The organism is Treponema parvum, from assembly GCF_017893965.1.
GTDB lineage: Bacteria > Spirochaetota > Spirochaetia > Treponematales > Treponemataceae > Treponema_D > Treponema_D parvum.
On sequence record NZ_CP054142.1, the window covers coordinates 1220873 to 1239420 of the forward strand.

The window sequence follows — 18548 nt, forward strand, 5'->3', positions numbered from 1 at the left end:
AGGGAGCCGGCTTATGAGCGAAAAAAGATTATACGGAATTCGCGGAGCCGTAAACGTGGAAGATACGGAAGATTCGATTAAAAAATGTGTAGGCGATATGTGCAAGGCCGTATTTGAAGAAAATAAAATATCTTCCGAAGATATTGTTTCGATCCAGTTTACCATGACCGACGATATAAGCGCTTTGAACGCGGCTACTGCCTTACGAAAATCTGATTGCGGCACTGACGTGTCAAAATGCGCTTTGTTTTGCGCTGAAGAACCCAAGGTAAAAAATTCCATGCCTCTTATGATCCGCGTTCTAGTTACGGCCTACATGAGCGAAGGATCCGACGTAAAGCATGTTTTTATGGGAAAGGCTGCCGCATTGCGTCCTGATATTTTTAAGACGTGCTAAATAGCCGCGCTCGTTGCCGGAATGCCGCACCGATACCACGCGGCATCACAGGCACCGTGCCCGACGTAGTGCGCATCATAGTTGCACATCGACACTGCGCGGACATAGCGACATCGGGGCAGGCGTTGACACATTTCTTTTTTTTTTATAGTATAGCATTCGTTCGTTGTGCCAATTTAGCTCAGCTGGTCCAGAGCACGTGATTTGTAATCTCGGGGTCCAGGGTTCGAATCCCTGAGTTGGCTTTTCGAATAATGGGGAGTTTCCCGAGTGGTCAAAGGGGACAGACTGTAAATCTGCTGGCTCAGCCTTCGTAGGTTCGAATCCTTCACTCCCCAAAATACGCTGTTTGAAACCGTTCATAAATGTTTTCGGACGGTTTCGGATTAAAATTGCACAGTGTAATTAGTGTGCTCTTTTCACATCACGGTCAGCAGAAAATGTTTTTCTTGTCGCAAAAAGAAAGCGGGATTCGCTTATTTGTCAAAAACGGGTTTGACAAACCCATGTCTATGTTTTAATCTGAATAATGAGAAGGAACAATTTATCTCAACATGTTGCAAAAGAGCGCCGTTCGATTTAATCTTAAACTGTGCGCATGAAACTCGTCCCGTGCAATGTTTGATACGTTCTTAAGATCGCGAGGGTGAAAATTGTTAATTTATTTTTGGGGTGTAAGAGGTTCGATTCCTACGTGTTTGACATCCCAACAGATACAAAAAAAAATATCGGCTGTAGTTCAGCGCATTACTCCGAACGATATAATTTCCGAAGATTCGAGGGAGCGTTTTATTGCGAGCTTACCCGATTGGCTTTACGGAACTACGGGCGGCGATACTCCGTGCGTACAGCTGGTCAGCGGAAAAGGAAAGAATTTCATACTTGACGCCGGTTCCGGGCTTAGGGTGATGAGCAAGAATTCTCCGATTCCTGAAGATAAACATTACAACATGTTTTTTTCTCATTTTCATTGGGATCACATTCAAGGACTGCCTTTTTTCGATCCGATATACAATCCGGAAGTTTCGTTTGATATTTATTCTATATTTCCAGCCGCCGAACGTATTTTAGCGTTTCAAATGCAAAGCCCTTATTTCCCCGTAAAATGGGAAAGTTGTTCCAAAAAGATTAAATTTCACCGCATAAGGGCGGGAATTCCGTTTGCTGTCGACGGCGTTTCCATAGTTTGCTGTAAGATGTCGCATCCGGGTAATTCATATTCCTACGCTTTTGTGGAAGACGGTAAAAAATTCGTGTATGCGACGGACGTTGAGTTGACGGGAAAATCTTTTGAATATTCCGACGATCTTAAAGCCGTGTTCAGCGACGCCGACGTACTTGTGTTCGACGCACAATACACGCTTGAAGAAGCCCTGCTCAAAGAGAATTGGGGACATTCGGCTTTTTGCACTGCAATTGATTTTGCCATAGGCTGGAATGTCAAACAGCTGTACTTGTTTCATCACGAACCTATCTATGACGATCAAAAGTTGGATTCTATACTGCAGTCCGCCCGTTGGTACGTAAATTATATAGTGCGGGGAAAGCTTCAGGTTTTTTTGGCTGTCGAAGGTCTCGTCGTTAAATTGTAGTTAAAGAGTTCTATGAATAAAAAAATTGCTAAAATGTTTAAGGTGTTTTTTGCGGTTTTCGTAAGTCTTGCGGCATGCCTTTATTTTTACTGGGTTTACGCATGCGGTGCCGTAAATTCGTACGGAACAGGCCGTACGGAACGCATCGAAGTACCCTACGGAATGACGATAAAAGAAATCGCCGCCGTATTAAAAGAAAAAAAACTTATTCATAACGAAACCGTATTTTATCTGGCGGCGCGTTATCCGTTTTTGGATAAGTCAGAAATGAACGGATTGCAGGATTCCAATTTCAATCTTAAAAGCGGAGTTTATGAAGTAAGCAGCGAAATGGGGTTGAGTGAAATATTCAATCTTTTGTCGTCAGGCACGCAGGAATACATAAAAATTTCAATTCCGGAAGGTTTCAGTGTTAAAAAGATTGCAAAAAAACTTGCGGACAGGAATGTTTGTTCTGAAAAAGACTTTATTGAAGCTGCAAATTCAAAGCCGCTTTTGGCGGAATACAATATCGACGCCGACAGTTTTGAAGGATATTTATTCCCCGATACGTATTTTTTTACTCCCTTTATGAGCGGAAAACAGGTTGTAAAATTTATGGCCAACAATTTTTTTTCAAAGATAGCGGAAATTCCTTCTTTTACCGGAATTTCACCGAAAAAGCTCAACGACAGTGTCATACTTGCCTCGATCGTAGAAAAGGAGTACAGGATTGCTTCCGAAGCTCCACTTATCGCAAGTGTGTTTAAAAACCGGCTTGATAAAAACATAGGTTTGTATTCTTGCGCTACGATCGAATATATTTTAACTGAGATAGAGGGACTGCCGCATCCCGATGTTATAACTTATGAAAATCTTCAGATATCAAGCCCCTATAACACATACAAATGGGCGGGACTTCCTCCGGGAGCGATTTGCAATCCCGGAATGATAGCTTTAAAGGCCGTAGCCGATACGCCTAAGACAAACTATTATTTTTTCCGCCTTACGGATCTTCAAAGAGGTTCGCACTCGTTCAGTTCCGACTTTAGAACTCATATTGAAGAAGGGCAGCTGCTTTATACCAAAAAAACTTCTGAAAACTGATGCCGGGTTTGATCTCAAAGGAAACGATTGATGCGATTCGTAACTCGTCGGATATTGTCGCCGTAGTAGGCGAATATACGCACCTTGAAAGGCGGGGAAACGATTGGTGGGGATGCTGCCCGTTCCATAATGAAAAAACGCCTTCTTTTCATGTCGAGCCTGAAAAGAATTTTTACTATTGCTTCGGCTGCCATGCCAGTGGCGACGCGATCAATTTCATCAAAGAGATGGAAAAAGTTTCGTATGTCGAAGCCGTAAAAATCCTTGCAAAAAAAGCGGGCGTCGAAATCGTATATTCCGCCGGAAATTCCGAACATGATAAGACCGAAGAAAAACGCGCCCAGTATATCGAGCTGTATGAACGGATCGCTTCCACGTTCCATTATTTGCTGACTGAAACCGAGTACGGCAAACAGGCGCTCTCTTATATCACGGAGCGAGGTCTTACGAAAGACACTATCGAAAAATTCAAATTAGGTTATGCGCCTTCCGACCGTCAATGGCTAAAAAATTTTCTTCGCAAAAAAAACTTCAGCGACGAGTTTCTCGGCGATTCGGGTTTGTTCAGTAAAAAATATCCGGACATCGCTTTTTTCAGCGACAGGTTGATGTTTCCCATCTTTAACCGGCAGGGACAGGCGGTAGCCTTCGGCGGCAGACTGCTTTCGGGCGAAGGTCCTAAGTATCTTAATTCAGGCGATCTCATACAGTACAAAAAGGGCGATACGCTGTACGCCTTCAATTTTGCAAAAAATTCCATTCGCGAAAAAAAGGCTGTGATATTTTGCGAAGGCTACATGGACGTGATCGCCTATCATCAGTGCGGCATAGACAACGCCGTAGCTCCCTTGGGAACGGCTTTGACCGAAGGCCAGATCCGTATGATCGGCGGGTTTGTGGATACGGTTTTGCTTTCGTTCGATTCGGACGATGCGGGACAAGCGGCGACGGTAAAAGCTGTTCTTATGTGCCGTAAAGCGGGGCTTCAGACAAAGATAATACGGCTTTCAGGCGGTAAAGATCCTGCAGAAATCATGCTTAACTACGGAAAAGAAACATTGACTCAGGACGTAAATAATGCTATATTAGATAGTACTTTTCTGTTATCTAAACTGGGCAAGGATTATCCTGTTGATACAGCCGACGGAAAACTTCGCGCCGCATTGGCCTTTTTTCCGTATGTCGATGCCTTGCAGTCCGATATACAAAAAGAATCTTGTCTGGAACAACTTTCCCAGACGTTCAATCTAAATCCGGAGGCGGTCAGGAGAGATTTTAACGATCGTGAACAGGCGCGTGAGCGTGTAGACAGACGGCAGCCTGACATGCAGGATTCAGACCGGAAAATCAAACTTAATTTTGAATTACGAGTCCTCATGGCTGTCATCGCGGATTTGAAGCAGTACGAATCGCTCAGAAACGAGTTGTCCGTTGACGATTTTGAAGATCAGTCGGCAAAGAAAATATTCATTGCTTTGGAAGAATGCTACAGAGCCGAAGACTTGAGTTTTTTAAATGTATTGAGTCACTGTGACGACAAGGAATTGCAGAAGCTGGTCACCGAAGTGATCGAAGCTAAAGAATTTTCCAATAATGAAAATAAAATAGTACAGGACGGAATACGTTTTATCAAACGTAAAAAACTTGAAAAACAGCGGGACAAATTGATGAACCGCATAAGGCAATTTAGCCCTGTAACCGTACAAGACAAAGAGCTTTTACAGGAACTTCTTTCTGAAAAAATGATTATCGATCAAAAATTAAAAAGCAAGTAGTTAAGGAAGGCAGATGGATCAAGAACTAGAGTTGGAACCGGAAATAGTAAAATTATTGGATTATACAAAAGAAAAAAAACTTATTTCATGGGACGAGATCACTGAAATTCTTGGACGAGAGTATGTTGATTCTCCTAAAATGGAAACGGTTTTAAGGATTTTAACTGAAAACAACGTAAGAGTATTTGAAGAAGACGCCGAACTCGATGAAGAAGATGACGACGAGGACGTTGCGGTTGACGAAGAGGCTGAAAAACTCAACGAAACTTCCGAAAAGCGCCGCCTTGTCAACAGCGATAAGGATACGAGCGTCGACGATCCCATAAGGCTTTATCTGCGCGAAATCGGAAAAGAAAATCTTTTGACGGCCGAACAGGAAGTGATGCTTTCAAAACAGATGGAAGCCGGCGAAAATATAATAAAAGACGTTATAAAGAATTCCGGCGCTCTCATACCCGAATTTTTTACCATCGCGCAAAAGGCTTTTACGCGCATAGATCCCCAGGAACCAGGCCGCCCCAGAAAAGAGATAAACGAGATAATGGCCGAAAAACGCCGTCTGAAGAGTTTTTACAGCGTATATTTGGAACCGCTTTTTCCGGACATGAAGCAATACATTCAGCTTAAACGGCAGCTTTTTGAAAGCGAGCAGTCCGGCAGGATTTTTGACGACGAGCGGCTTAAGGCGCTCCGCGAAAAGATTTTTCCCGAGCTGAAAAAGATCGACATTCAGTCCGAAGAAATCGAACTTATAAGCGGAAAATTCATAGACGCGACTATGAAAATTTCGGATTTCAGGCATAAGCAGGAAAAAAAGATGCGGGAATTGCGTATTTCCAGCACGGCGGAACTGCGCAGTTTGGGACGCAAGATCGCAATAAAATTTGAAGCGGCTAAAATCGAAGAAGAGCTCGGTATGACAGCCGACGAAATACGTGAAATTTATACACAGATCCAAAAGATCGACCGCAAACTGAGCCGTCTTGAGTACGAGTTTGAAAATAATGTTACTGAAATCCTTGCCATGTCAAAAGAAATAGAGCGCGGACGCATAATGATGGAAAAGGCTAAAAACCGTCTTATAAACGCTAATCTTCGATTGGTGGTTTCGATAGCAAAAAAATATACTAATCGCGGTTTACAGTTTTTCGATCTGGTGCAGGAAGGCAACATAGGACTTATAAAAGCCGTAGAAAAATTTGAATACAGCAAAGGATTTAAATTTTCGACATACGCTACATGGTGGATACGACAGGCCATAACAAGGAGTATTTCCGATCAGGCGCGTACCATACGGGTTCCGGTTCATATGATTGAACAGATAAACAAGGTTGTTCGCGAATCGCGCCAGCTTATGCAGAAACTCGGGAGAGAACCTTCGGATGAAGAGATCGCACAGCAGTTGGGATGGCATGTTTCAAAAGTAAAGCAAGTTAAAAACGTCGCCCGTGAACCTATTTCTCTTGAAACCCCTATCGGAGAAGAAGAAGATTCCCTTTTGGGAGATTTCATCGAAGACAAAGAAGTTGAAAACCCGTCCGTTCAAACGGCTTATACTTTACTGCGTGAACAGCTTCACAACGTTTTAGGAACCCTTCCGTCCCGCGAACACGAAGTTTTAAAGATGCGTTTCGGCCTTGACGACGGTTATTCTTTGACGCTTGAAGAAGTGGGCTTGTGTTTTAATGTTACGCGTGAAAGGATTCGCCAAATAGAAGCTAAGGCGCTGCGCAGGCTGCGCCATCCCAGAAGAGCAAGCGGTTTGCGTGATTTTATGGAAATGTGACGGGATTCGCCGCCGTTCGCTGCAGTGTGTGCCGCGGCCGGATTTTCCCCGGCCGTCTTAGCTCCTAGACAGAAATGCCGATTTGGTATATATTGCGGCATTAGAATATTTTAGGCCAGAGGTTTTGTTCAATGGTAATGACAGAAGTTTTTGAAAAATTAAAATCCTTGCAGGATATTTTAGTTAAAAGATATGAAATTGAAAAAAAGATCGAAGAAGCGCCGAAACAACTTGGGGCGCAGGAAGAATTGCTCTCTCGCCTGAAAAAAGAATACATTGAAAAAAACACAAAATATGAAGAAGTTCGCAGTAAAGTCTTAGGTCTTAAAACCGAACTTGAAGACGCCGAAAGGCAACGAGAAGCCGGCGAAGCGGGAATGGACAATATTACCACTCACCGAGAATACGAAGCTTTGGACAAACAGATTACGGAAGCCAATGCGAAGGAACAGGAAATAAGAAAAGAATTGTCCGTTCAGGAAAAAGAGCTTTCCGTTTTGCAGGAAAATCTGAAATCCGATGAAGAAATGATCTCTTCGTCTGAAAACGATCTGAACACCAGCAAGGCCGCTCTTGATAACGAGCTTGCGTCATTTAAAGACGAACTGTCGGTGCTTAAAAAACAGGAAGGTGAAATAACGCCCGGCATAGATCAAGAGATTGTCTATAAATTCCAACGCATAATTCAGCGTGATAATAAGGGAATTGTCGCCGTAAAAAACGGAGTTTGCGAAGGCTGTCACATGATTTTGCCTGCGCAGTTTGCTAATGAAGTCCGTGAAGGAGAAAAGATCCTATTTTGCCCCTACTGCAGCAGGATCTTGTACTATCAGGAATCGGAAGACGAAGGAATGGACAACTACTTTGTAATGAGCGAAGCGGGAAGCCTTGCCGATTTGGATGACGTTCTTGACGAAGACGAAAACGAGGACGACGAAGATCTTATTTCCGATTCCGACGACATCGAAAACGACGATGAAATGCTCGAAGACGAAGAAGCCGACGACGAACAGCTTGACGATGAAGACGACGAAGATCTCGAAGAGGATGAAAACGACTGAGATTCAAGAAATTCTCTTGTGAACCGCGTTTTGAAAGTGTTTATTGACAGAAAGGATATGATCGTTTGACCGGAATTTTATGATATTTTTCGGTCAAAAGGAAAGTCCGGGCTCCGCCGGAAAAAATGCCGGGTAATGACCGGGCAGCCGACGATTTTTTCGCCGGCTGACAGAAAGTACCACAGAAAACATACCGCGTATGAGTTTTCGTACGTAAGGGTGAAAAGGCGAGGTAAGAGCTCACCGTGTTTCCGGTAACGGAAACGACAGGGAAACCTCATTTGGAGCAAGGCCGAATAGGCAGTTATGTTTTCCGGACAGTTACGCTGCGGGTAGGCTGCTAAAAACACGGAGCGATCCGTGTTTCAGATAGATGATCATACCGGCCGTAATTACGGCCGGTACAGAACCCGGCTTATATCCTTTCTGTTTTTATTTTTTATGGTACTATTTGGGTATGTTTTCGAATACAAATGTTAAAAACGGCGTTGTTAAAAGAAAAAGCAAATTTCTTCTGTATTTTGTTATTCTGGCGGTCGTTTTATCGTTCCTATTCATAAGCGCTTTTGCCCTTATCCGCTATTTTAATTCCTCCGAACACAATAAATTTTCGGTTTCGTATATTTATCAAAAGTGGGCGGAACACGATTACAAGACCGTATATGAAACTTGCGAGCAGCTTTTACAAAAACAGCCTTATAATAATGCGGCTTTAACATTTAAAGGCTATGCGGGATTTTATTTGGCGGTAAGTCAAACCGACTCGGCCGACGCCCGCGACTACTTGGATGCAGCCATTTTTGACATGAGGACGGCTCTTCAGTCCGCAAAAAAATCTTTAATTCCTCAGTTAGACTATATGCTCGGTAAAACGTATTTTTATAAAAATACGCTTTCGTCATATTATTATTATTCGGACCTTGTCATAAATTATCTTTCTCAGGCAAAGGAACTCGGCTACAGAGCCGACGACATTCACGAGTATTTGGGGCTAAGCTATGCTTCTTTGGGAATGACGTCCGAAAGTATTTCTTCTTTTACGGAAGCTCTGCTTGTAAGAGAGTCCGGCTCCCTGTTGCTTTCGATTGCCGAACAATACCGTAAGGCGGGACAAAATTCCGCAGCCAAACAGTATTTGTACAGAGTTATCAAAGAAGACGACGATGAAAACCTTGTTGTCAAAGGCCGCATATTGTTGGGGCAAATACTCACCGAAGAAGGCGATCTTGAGGCGGCCCAAAATGAATTTCAAACAATTTTAGAAAAAAACATAAATTCAGCTGACGCATATTACGGTCTTGGTGTAATATATGAGAAACAAGGCGATTTGATAAAGGCAAGGGCGGAATGGCGCAAGGCTCTGCGCGCCCAGATAAATCACCCTGAAGCTTTAAAAAAAATATCGGATTATAAATAAGGTGGTGGAGAATGTTTTTTGACCGATTTTCGACTGACATTGGTATAGATTTGGGAACTTGCAACACGCTCATATATGTCAAAGGCCGCGGAATCGTTATCGATGAGCCGTCGGTAATCGCGGTGGAAAAAGGGACAAAACGCGTTGTCGCGGTAGGTGCGGAAGCGAAGCGTATGTTGTGGAAAACGCCCAGCAACATTACAGCCATACGGCCATTGGCGGACGGCGTTATCGCCGACATAGACAGCACGGAAAAGATGATAAAGTATTTTATCAACAAGATCATGCCGCGTCACAAATTTATCAAATCCATGCGTATGAAGATAGGAATACCTTCTTGCATTACCGAAGTAGAAAGACGCGCCGTAATCGAAGCGGCTTTTAAAGCGGGCGCAAAGGAAGTCGGCGTAATTGAAGAATCGCTTGCGGCCGCAATAGGCGCTAAAATCCCCATCTACGAACCTGCAGGACATATGGTCTGCGACATAGGCGGAGGCACTACGGAAGTAAGCGTAATATCATTAGGGGGAATGGTTATAACTTCTTCCATACGCGTCGGCGGGGATAAATTTGACGAAGCTATCGTTAAGCACATAAGAAACGTCCATAACCTTATCATAGGACAGCACACGTCGGAGCGCCTTAAAATAGAAATAGGAAACGCTTCTCCCGATACCAACAATGAAAAAATGGAAATCAAAGGCACGGATGCGGTTACCGGGCTTCCGAGGCCCCTCGAAATAGACAGCGTTGAAGTGAGAGAAGCTCTTAAAGAACCTGTGGACAGGATAATCGAAGAGATAAAGAACTCTTTGGGACATACGCCTCCTGAGTTGGCTGCGGACATCGTTGAACGCGGTATAGTTATGACGGGCGGCGGTTCCATGTTAAAAGGGCTTCCAAAACTTATTTCGCGAGTTACCGGAGTTCCCGTAATATTGGTTGAAAAACCCCTCGACTGCGTGGCAATGGGCGCGGGAGAATCGTTTGAGCTTTTTAAAGATATGATCGGAGGAAGCTCCGCCTACGACAATCTGAACGAATAGGGCGTTCGCCGATGTCTAAAAAAAAGAATTTTTTATTCAACATAGATTTTTCGGAATTTTTATTTATCGTTTTTTTTCTTTTTTCAGGAGTAATGCTTGCGTTCAGTTCCCAGAGTTTTGTTTTAAATTTCAACAGAATAGGTTTTACCGTTTTGTCTACGATTCAAAAAGGCGTTTACAGCGTTGTTTCGGGAATAGAAAACAGTGTAAATGCCGTAAAAGAAGTTTCAAGGTTGAAAGCGGATTATAATGTTCTCACGGAAAAACTTAAAGATTTTGAAGCTATGCAGCGTTCAAATGCAGAGATACGCAAAGAAAACGAGCGCCTTCGCGCTCTGCTTGACTTTTCCGAATCTCTGGAACAAAAAAATATTCCAGCCCACATCATAGGCCGCGATATAGACGGTCTGTACGCATCGATGACAATAAACAAGGGCAGCGTTCACGGAATAAGAAAGAATCTTCCCGTTATTGCAATACAAAACGGTAATCCGGGCATCGTAGGAAAGATAACAAGCGTGGGGCGGTACACAAGCCAGCTTATGCCCGTTTATGACGTAAAATGCGCCGTATCCGCGCGCATTCAAAATACGCGGGACATAGGTCTTGCTACGGGGCAGGGAACATTTTCGAGTCCTCTCAAATTACAATACATACGAAAAAGAGTTTTGGAAGATCTTCATTACGGGGACATAGTAGTCACTTCAGGAGAAAACGATAACTATATCGGAAATATTCCCATAGGAACCATATCAAAGATTACGGTGATAGATTATGATTCTTCGCTGAATATAGATCTTAATCCCGCAATCGATTTTATGAGGCTTGAAGACGTTCTCGTAATAGACCTGACGATGGCGAAAGATAAAAAGGACTGAAAATGGTTAAGTATATTTGCATTTTATTGTCGATATTGCTGGGCTTCGCCGTTTTTGAATCTGCGATACTGTCCAATATCTTATTTTTACCTGCGATTCCCGATTTTCTTTTGCTTTGCGTCTTGTACTGTTCTTTTTCTTACGGGCGCAGATTGGGAGAAATCGCTGGTTTTTTTTCGGGAATTATAACAGATTTTTTGAGTGGCTGCCCGTTCGGTCTGAACGCGCTTCTTAGGACAATGCTCGGATATACGAGCGGCTTTTTTTCAAAAACTTTCAGTACGGCAGGCGTTCTGATGCCCGCTCTGATTGCAGCCTGCGGTACGGTTTATAAAATGTTTTTACTGTGGTTTATCTCGCTTTTTTACCGCAGTGTAAGCACGTACAATCCGTTTTCTTTTTTATTTTTGACCGAATTAGCCCTGAATGTTTTTTTTGCTCCGATAGTTTTTAAATTTATGTCCGTATTTGATCCATTGTATTCTAAAGAACAGAGGCTGCCGTTATGACCGAAGGTGCTATAGGACGGCAAACGCAGGAAAAAAAGCTTCACGTTTTTGTGCTTTTGAGCATCATCGTCTTAACTTTTATAATATATTTTTCGCGTTTGTTTTCTTTACAGGTAATCGAGGGCGAAACCTACCGGACCAGGTCAAGAACCATTTCAAGCCAGGTAAATACTTTGTCGGCGCATCGCGGTGAAATTTTCGACAGGAATTTTACATCCCCGTTTGTAACGAATACGGATTCATTTGCCGTAAATATTACGCCGGCGGAAATTCCTATAGACCTTTACGATACTGTGACGGCGAGGCTTTCTCACTATCTTAGCATTCCTAAAAGCGAAATAGACCGCCGCATACCTTCAAATATGAGGCGCTCTTTTACTTCCGTTGAAATACGCTCCAACGTATCGTTTAATATAATTACGAACATAGCGGAAAACATTATGGACTTACCCGGCGTTTCGTGGGTTTCAAAACCTATGCGCAACTATATCTACACGGGCTCTCTTTCTCATGTCATAGGCTACGTAGGAAACATAACAAAGGAAGAAATGACCGTCATGTACAACAAGGGCTATAAACCGAACAGCATAGTCGGCAAGACCGGAATTGAAAGACAGTACGACGATCTTCTTCAAGGCGTTCCGGGGCGTGAAATGAAAACCGTAGATGTGCGCGGAAGGATCCTTTCCGACGAGCCTGTGATCGAACCTCCGCAAATGGGTAAGAATCTTGTTCTTACTATAAACAGAACGATACAGACGCTTGCGGAAAAGGCCTTGGGTAACCGTGTGGGAGCCGCCATTGTGTTAAAAGCCGATACGGGCGAAGTTTTAGCGATGGTTTCCTATCCATATTTTGATTCCAATATTTTTAACACTGAAAATTCCAACGCGGAATATGTAAAGCTCATGCAAAACGATAATAACCCCCTGCTGAACAGGGCCGTGAACGCGACATATCCGCCTGCCTCTACTTTTAAAGTCATAATGTCTGCGGCCTTGCTTTCGGAAGGAACTTTTCCTGAAGATAAAAAGATAGAATGTAAAGGAAAGATGTCTTACGGCGGGCGCGTTTTTCACTGTTGGCAGCACGAACCCGGACACGGTCATCTAGATCTGCGCGAAGCTCTTGCCCAGTCTTGCGATATTTATTATTGGACTGTGGGGCGGGATTTTTTAGGAGTGGACAGTATTTCTTATTATGCAAAGGAATTCGGTTTAGGGCAGGACACTAAGATCGATCTGCCCAGCAGAGCGAACGGTTTTATTCCTTCCGCGCAATGGAAAGAAAGGCGCTATCATGAAAAATGGGTGGGCGGAGATACTATGGCTATTTCGATAGGTCAGGGCTATACACTTGTGACGCCGCTTCAGCTTGCAAACATGATGGCTATGGTAGCAAACAAAGGAACAATATATCAGCCGCATCTTTTAAAAGAAATACGAAATCCCGTAAACGGAGAAGTCATTTCGGAAGTCAATCCTAAAGTCCTTTTTCACTCGGATTCCATACCCGAAGAAGTGTGGAAAAAAGTTCAGGACGATCTGCGGTACACGATCACGGACGGTTCCGGAAAATATCCCATGGCAAATAAGGTTGTGCAAATAGCCGGCAAAACCGGTACGGCCGAAGTTTCGGACGTTAAAAAGGAAAACTGGCACTCTTGGCTTGTAGCTTACGCGCCTTATGACAAACCCGCAGAGGAGCGCATCGTCGTTGTTGTGCTTGTCGAAGCGGTTAACGCTTGGGAATGGTGGGCGCCCTATGCTACAAATATAATATTTCAGGGGATTTTTGCAAATCAAAGCTATGACGAAGCCGTCGACGCTTTGGGATTCAGGTATTTGATCAAATAAAAAATGAAAGCGCTTATATGAAAATAAATTTTTTTGTTTTTTTCGATTACATTCTTTTTTTCTGCGTGCTTGTTCTCAGCTGTTTGGGAATATCGTTTATATATTCTTCCGGAGTAAATTCGGAAGGAATATCCGTTTCTACCGAGTACATAAGGCAGATTGTATGGGTTTCGATCGGCGTCGTATTGCTCCTGTTGTTTTCAATATACGATTTCAGAAAGATCCGGCGTTTTTTGAATTGGATATCCGGCGCAATGATCATAATCCTTGTGTATACCAAATTTTTCGGAAGATATGTAAACGGAGCGCGCAGTTGGATAGGAATAGCCAATCTCGGCGTTCAGCCGTCGGAATTTTGCAAAATAGTTTACATCCTGTTTCTTGCAGAGTATTTTGAAAAAAGCGTCCGTGAAAGTCCCGGAAAAAGATTTATAACGGCTTTATGCATAATGCTTTTGCCAATGACGTTGATCCTCTTGCAGCCGGATCTGGGAACGGCCTCCGTGTTCATACCGATATTTATAGTAATGTGTTTTGTTGCGGGCGTGCCTTTAAAATATATTTTACTGGTTGTGCTGACCGGCGGCCTGACGATACTGTTTACGATTATTCCCGTATGGCAGAGTGAAATTGCGCATCGCTCGTATAAAATTGTTTCCATTTTGACTTTTAGAAAGTACAGAATCTTAGTGATCGCGGCTTCGGCGGCGATCGCGCTGATCGGAGCTATCGGAAAGATAATTTTTAAAAATAATAAATACTATTATTGGATAGCGTTTTTTTTCGGAATACTTACCGTGTCGCTCATCACTTCTTACGGATTGGGGAAGGTATTAAAGACTTATCAACTGAAAAGGCTTATAGTTTATATCGATCCGTCGAGCGATCCGTTGGGATCAGGCTGGAATATTATTCAGTCCAAGATAGCGATAGGTTCTGGCGGCCCCCGCGGCAGGGGATTTTTAAATGGAACGCAGAGCCATTACAGGTTTTTGCCTCAGCAGAGCACGGACTTTATTTTCAGCATCTTATCCGAAGAATTCGGTTTTATAGGCGGATCGTTTGTTTTTATCTTATATCTTACAATTCTCGTAAGAATAATGTTCATAATGATAAACACAAAAAACACCTTCGGCTACTATATTGCCTCGGGAATTTTAGGGATGTTTTTTTTCCATTTTGTTGTAAACGTGGGCATGGTTATGGGAATAATGCCTATAACCGGAATTCCTCTGCTGTTTTTGTCTTACGGCGGGTCTTCTCTTTTGACGGCAATGATCTGCGTGGGCTTACTTATAAGCGTAAACTTGAGAAAACTTGATCTTATGGAAACGTAAATTACTGTTTGGCGCAGCAAGAGGGGTTCGCCGCCGAATTACAGCAACCTTCGCAGCCGAACATCTCTTTCATAGTTCTCCAGCCAAGCATTGCGCACTTTACGCGGGCAGGCATCTTTGCTATGTCCTGAAGTGACGCCGCTTCCTGGAGTTCTTCAATTTCCTGTTGCGTTACGGAGCCTTTTATCATGCGCATGAATATGTCTACAAGATGAAGAGCTTCTTCTTTTGTTTTTCCTATCACAAGATCGAGCATTATGTCTACCGAAGCCTGCGATATTGCGCAGCCGGATCCTGAAAAACTTCCGTCTGTTATAATATCGTTTTCGATTTTAAGACTTAGCGTTATATTGTCGCCGCAGCTGGGATTTACTCCGTGCAGCGTTAATGTGGGAAGATCCATTTGAGCTTTGTGGGTAGGATTAAGATTATGTTCGTTCAGTATTTCTCTGTATAATTCTTTAGTTTCCATAACCCATCCATTTTCGCACATTTTTTAGTTTTTCTATAAAGACGGTGACTTCGTCTTCCGTATTGTAAAAATACAGACTGGCCCTTGCGCTTGAAGGAATTCCCAAATATTCTCCGAGCGGCTGTGCGCAATGATGACCGGCCCTTACGGCGATTTTTTCGGTATCAAGCACGGTTGCGATGTCGTGCGGATGAACGCCTTCAACTGTGAATGTGATTATTCCGCAGTGCTTGTCTGCGTCAGGGTGTCCTATTATGCGCACATGAGGGATATTTTTTATGCCTTCAAGCATGATGGCTGAAAGGTAGTTATCGTGTTCCGCGATTTTTTCAATCCCGATATTGCGGACATAGTCTATTGCGGCGGCGAGTCCTACGGCGCCTGCAGCGTTTACGGTTCCGGCTTCAAATTTTTGGGGGATTTCTGCGAACGTGGCTTCCTGCCGCGTAACATATTCGATCATTTCGCCGCCGCGTAAAAAAGGCGTCATGTTTTCAAGAAGTTCCTTTTTTCCGTATAAGACGCCGGTTCCCATAGGCCCTGTTATTTTATGCCCGCTGAAAGCAAAAAAGTCGGCGTCCAAGTCTCGAACATCAACCTTTATATGCGGTACGGACTGTGCACCGTCTACAACTATTACAGCCCCGTTTTTGTGAGCGATCCGGGCGATCTGTTTTACAGGATTCGTGATTCCCAATACGTTGCTTACCTGAGTTATAGCAACTATCTTTGTTTTACGGCAGATCTTAGATTCTATTTCATCAGGATCGATTATACCGTTTTCTTTATTGCATTCTATGTAGACGAGTTTTGCGCCCTTCGCTTTGCAAACCATTTGCCACGGAAGAATATTGCTGTGGTGTTCCATCACGGAAACGACAATTTCATCACCGGCGTTTACGTTGGCCATGCCGTAGCTGTAGGCGACAAGATTTAGTGATTCCGTGGCGTTACGGGTAAAAATTATTTCCTCGTCGCCTTTTGCATTTATAAATTCCGCAATTGTGTGCCTGGCGTTTTCATACGCCTCTGTCGCTCTTACGCTAAGAGCGTAAAGGCCTCTTAAAGGATTTGCATTGTTTATTTCGTAGAAATTTTTCAAGGCTTCAATAACTTGAACGGGGCGCTGCGCAGTCGCCGCATTGTCGAAGTAAATCAATCCTTCGTTTTGTTTATTTGAAAAAAAAGGAAAATCCTTTCGGTAAATGTTATTCATATTTCGCTATTAAAGATACATTTTTTGCCGTAAAAAAGCAACTTATGGCGCAACAGCTAAGGCGAGAGTTTACGGCGAACGGTTTACGGCATGACAACTTACGTTGCGACAACATATGGCGCAGTTTATGTTGCGACAACTTACGGCGACGGTCGCACATATTTATTCAAGTAAAAATCTGACTTGAAAGTAACACTTTACAACTGAATGTGATTGACATATAATATTATGAAAGGAGGATAGTAGTTACTAAAGGTAGCTATGCCTTTGCGTGGCGTGGCGCCGAAATCTGTTTTTATAACAGGTATTGCATAACTTCTAAAAACCGTTCATAGTATTTTTCGCGAAATTCAAATCGCAGGAAAGTTTTACGAATGACGGATGAAATGGTTTTTTTGCTTAAAAATTTCGGATTTACCGAATCAGAAAGCAGAGTCTATGTTGCATTATTGGAGAGCGGTTCGTGTACAGGATACGAGGCAAGCAAAATTTCTGCGGTGCCGCGGTCTAAAGTATACGGAGTTCTTGAATCTTTAGTGCAAAAGGGAGCTGTTGTTTTAGCAAGACGTAATAAGAAGCTTTTTTACAATGCGCAGCCGGTTTCCGAAGTGTCCGATGTCATTAAAAAGAAAGTGACGGAAAATCTGAACAAGCTACAAAAAGCTGCGGAAAAAATCGGAGAACCCGAGTCGAATGAAGATATTTGGAATTTATATTCGATGGATGCGGTAAAAATTAAAATGCATAAAATGCTGAACGATGCGGCTCAGGAAATTTGCATTCAGATTTGGGCCGACGAGTTGGATGCATGCATTGAAAATTGTCTTGTTAAAAAGCAAAAAGAGTTGGGCAAGGTACTTGTCGTATTATACGATCTGTCGGGAAAGTATGAAACAAAAATAAAGAATGTGTACAAGCACGGTTTCGAGCAGGAAAAACTCGACGAACTGGGGAACCGTTGGCTTGTCGTAACGGTTGACGGAAAAGAAACTTTATCCGCGAGTATTAAAGACAACGGAAAAGTTGACGCTACTTATACGAAAAACAGCCGTATGGTGTTTTTTGCAAAAGAGTATACGCTCCATGATGCCTACAGTCTTAAAATGATCAATCACTTAAAACGACAGATTACGACGGAATTCGGAGAAGATATGAAAGCGCTTCGCAATGTGTTCTCTTTTTCAAATTAAGGCGGAACGCAATTAAGTATAAGCACATGATTCCGCCGATTCTTCAGGAGGCATTATATGCTTGTTACGATTATTCTTGCGTTGGTTGCCGTTGTAAACGGAATTTTCGTGGTGTATTTTGTGCGTGATTTGATTGCGCACAAAGGCGAATTTATGAAAGAACCGGGCAATCCGATTGCCATGGCGATTTCTTCTTTCGTTATTTTTCTTTTGTCTACCTTCGGAATTTCCGATTTTGCGATCGGTTCCGCCCTATATCCGAAAATTAAGTGGGTCGATGCGAAAAAACTTCCCGGTACGCTGAATACCGAATGCGTCGTTCCCGTCGCAGTTATGGCGCTCTGTTATATTTCAACCATCAATGTCGGAATGGCAACATTGATTATCGCAATCGTCTGTCAGGTAATCGGCGCTTATGTAAGCCCGCGCTTTGTCGTAAAACTTCCGGCAAACATTATAAAACGCTTTATTTCCGTAGGACTTTTAATTGCGGCAGCTCTTATTCTCGCAAACAAATTCAACATTTATCCTTCGGGAGGAGATGCGACTGCTCTTGTCGGTTGGAAATTGATTCTTTTTGCCGTATTGTGTTTAATTTACGGCGCGCTGAACAATATCGGTATCGGCTCTTATGCTTTGACAATGGCAACCGTATATGCGCTCGGATTAAACCCTGGAGTAACGTTCCCGATCATGATGGGCGCTTGTACTTTTTCCGTTCCCGTCGGTTCGATACAGTTTATTAAACTCGATTCGTACAGCAGAAAAATTACGTTCTTTACTTCCACGCTCGGCGTACTCGGCGTACTTGTCGCTGTCTTTGTCGTAAAGAGCCTTAACACGTCGGCTTTGCAGTGGGTTGTCGCGGCCGTTATCATTTACAGCGCGATCACCATGCTTTTAAGTTCACGCAAAACGCAAGGGTAATCC

General features: G+C 43.2%; 16 protein-coding genes, 2 tRNA genes and 1 other RNA gene. 17 read left to right on the forward strand and 2 right to left on the reverse strand.

What is annotated here, in order from left to right; all coding sequences use genetic code 11:
- The first annotated feature begins 13 nt into the window (after nt 1-13).
- From aroH to rodA, 15 genes are all read left to right on the forward strand, one after another.
- Nucleotides 14-397: a chorismate mutase gene (gene aroH, locus HRQ91_RS05340; RefSeq protein WP_210120599.1), complete on the forward strand. Its 384-nt coding sequence runs from the start codon at nt 14-16 to the stop codon at nt 395-397.
- 170 nt (nt 398-567) lie between these two features.
- Nucleotides 568-642: transfer RNA gene (locus tag HRQ91_RS05345), tRNA-Thr, on the forward strand.
- A gap of 11 nt (nt 643-653) precedes the next feature.
- Nucleotides 654-735 (forward strand) — tRNA-Tyr (locus HRQ91_RS05350).
- A gap of 315 nt (nt 736-1050) precedes the next feature.
- Nucleotides 1051-1989: an MBL fold metallo-hydrolase gene (locus HRQ91_RS05355; protein WP_210120600.1), complete on the forward strand. Its 939-nt coding sequence runs from the start codon at nt 1051-1053 to the stop codon at nt 1987-1989.
- 12 nt (nt 1990-2001) lie between these two features.
- On the forward strand, nt 2002-3075 hold the full coding sequence (gene mltG / locus HRQ91_RS05360) for an endolytic transglycosylase MltG (RefSeq protein ID WP_210120601.1): 1074 nt from the start codon (nt 2002-2004) through the stop codon (nt 3073-3075).
- Nucleotides 3075-4850 carry a DNA primase gene (dnaG, locus tag HRQ91_RS05365; protein WP_210120602.1) on the forward strand — a complete coding sequence of 592 codons (1776 nt, stop codon included), beginning with the start codon at nt 3075-3077 and terminating at the stop codon, nt 4848-4850. Before mltG ends, dnaG begins: the two co-directional genes overlap by 1 nt.
- Nucleotides 4851-4863: 13 nt before the next feature.
- A complete protein-coding gene (rpoD, locus tag HRQ91_RS05370) occupies nt 4864-6636 on the forward strand; it encodes an RNA polymerase sigma factor RpoD (protein WP_210120603.1) in 1773 nt (590 codons plus the stop codon).
- Nucleotides 6637-6767: 131 nt separating this feature from the next.
- Complete coding sequence (locus HRQ91_RS05375) at nt 6768-7697, forward strand: zinc ribbon domain-containing protein (RefSeq protein WP_210120604.1); 930 nt, start codon at nt 6768-6770, stop codon at nt 7695-7697.
- 46 nt (nt 7698-7743) lie between these two features.
- An RNA gene (gene rnpB, locus HRQ91_RS05380) (RNase P RNA component class A) lies at nt 7744-8131 on the forward strand.
- A gap of 23 nt (nt 8132-8154) precedes the next feature.
- Complete coding sequence (locus HRQ91_RS05385) at nt 8155-9114, forward strand: tetratricopeptide repeat protein (protein ID WP_210120605.1); 960 nt, start codon at nt 8155-8157, stop codon at nt 9112-9114.
- 11 nt (nt 9115-9125) lie between these two features.
- Nucleotides 9126-10160 (forward strand): rod shape-determining protein, encoded by a 1035-nt coding sequence (locus HRQ91_RS05390; protein WP_210120606.1) that lies wholly within the window; start codon nt 9126-9128, stop codon nt 10158-10160.
- 11 nt (nt 10161-10171) lie between these two features.
- Nucleotides 10172-11038 (forward strand): rod shape-determining protein MreC, encoded by an 867-nt coding sequence (mreC, locus tag HRQ91_RS05395; protein ID WP_210120607.1) that lies wholly within the window; start codon nt 10172-10174, stop codon nt 11036-11038.
- 2 nt (nt 11039-11040) lie between these two features.
- On the forward strand, nt 11041-11547 hold the full coding sequence (gene mreD / locus HRQ91_RS05400; protein ID WP_210116590.1) for a rod shape-determining protein MreD: 507 nt from the start codon (nt 11041-11043) through the stop codon (nt 11545-11547).
- Nucleotides 11544-13403: a penicillin-binding protein 2 gene (mrdA, locus tag HRQ91_RS05405; protein ID WP_210120608.1), complete on the forward strand. Its 1860-nt coding sequence runs from the start codon at nt 11544-11546 to the stop codon at nt 13401-13403. The genes mreD and mrdA overlap by 4 nt, the downstream gene beginning before the upstream one ends.
- A 17-nt stretch (nt 13404-13420) precedes the next feature.
- Nucleotides 13421-14740 carry a rod shape-determining protein RodA gene (gene rodA, locus HRQ91_RS05410; RefSeq protein ID WP_210120609.1) on the forward strand — a complete coding sequence of 440 codons (1320 nt, stop codon included), beginning with the start codon at nt 13421-13423 and terminating at the stop codon, nt 14738-14740.
- A gap of 1 nt (nt 14741) precedes the next feature.
- Here rodA and sufU read toward each other — a convergent pair whose 3' ends face one another.
- Together sufU and HRQ91_RS05420 are read right to left on the reverse strand one after the other, a co-directional pair.
- A complete protein-coding gene (gene sufU / locus HRQ91_RS05415; RefSeq protein ID WP_210120610.1) occupies nt 14742-15212 on the reverse strand; it encodes a Fe-S cluster assembly sulfur transfer protein SufU in 471 nt (156 codons plus the stop codon).
- A complete protein-coding gene (locus tag HRQ91_RS05420; RefSeq protein ID WP_210120611.1) occupies nt 15202-16428 on the reverse strand; it encodes an aminotransferase class V-fold PLP-dependent enzyme in 1227 nt (408 codons plus the stop codon). Before HRQ91_RS05420 ends, sufU begins: the two co-directional genes overlap by 11 nt.
- Before the next feature lie 374 nt (nt 16429-16802).
- Between HRQ91_RS05420 and HRQ91_RS05425 the strand changes: the two genes are divergently transcribed.
- Nucleotides 16803-17618 (forward strand): TrmB family transcriptional regulator, encoded by an 816-nt coding sequence (locus HRQ91_RS05425; protein WP_210120612.1) that lies wholly within the window; start codon nt 16803-16805, stop codon nt 17616-17618.
- Between the two features lie 57 nt (nt 17619-17675).
- Nucleotides 17676-18545, forward strand: a complete 870-nt coding sequence (locus tag HRQ91_RS05430; protein WP_210116584.1) for a hypothetical protein — start codon at nt 17676-17678, stop codon at nt 18543-18545.
- Nucleotides 18546-18548: the final 3 nt, after the last annotated feature.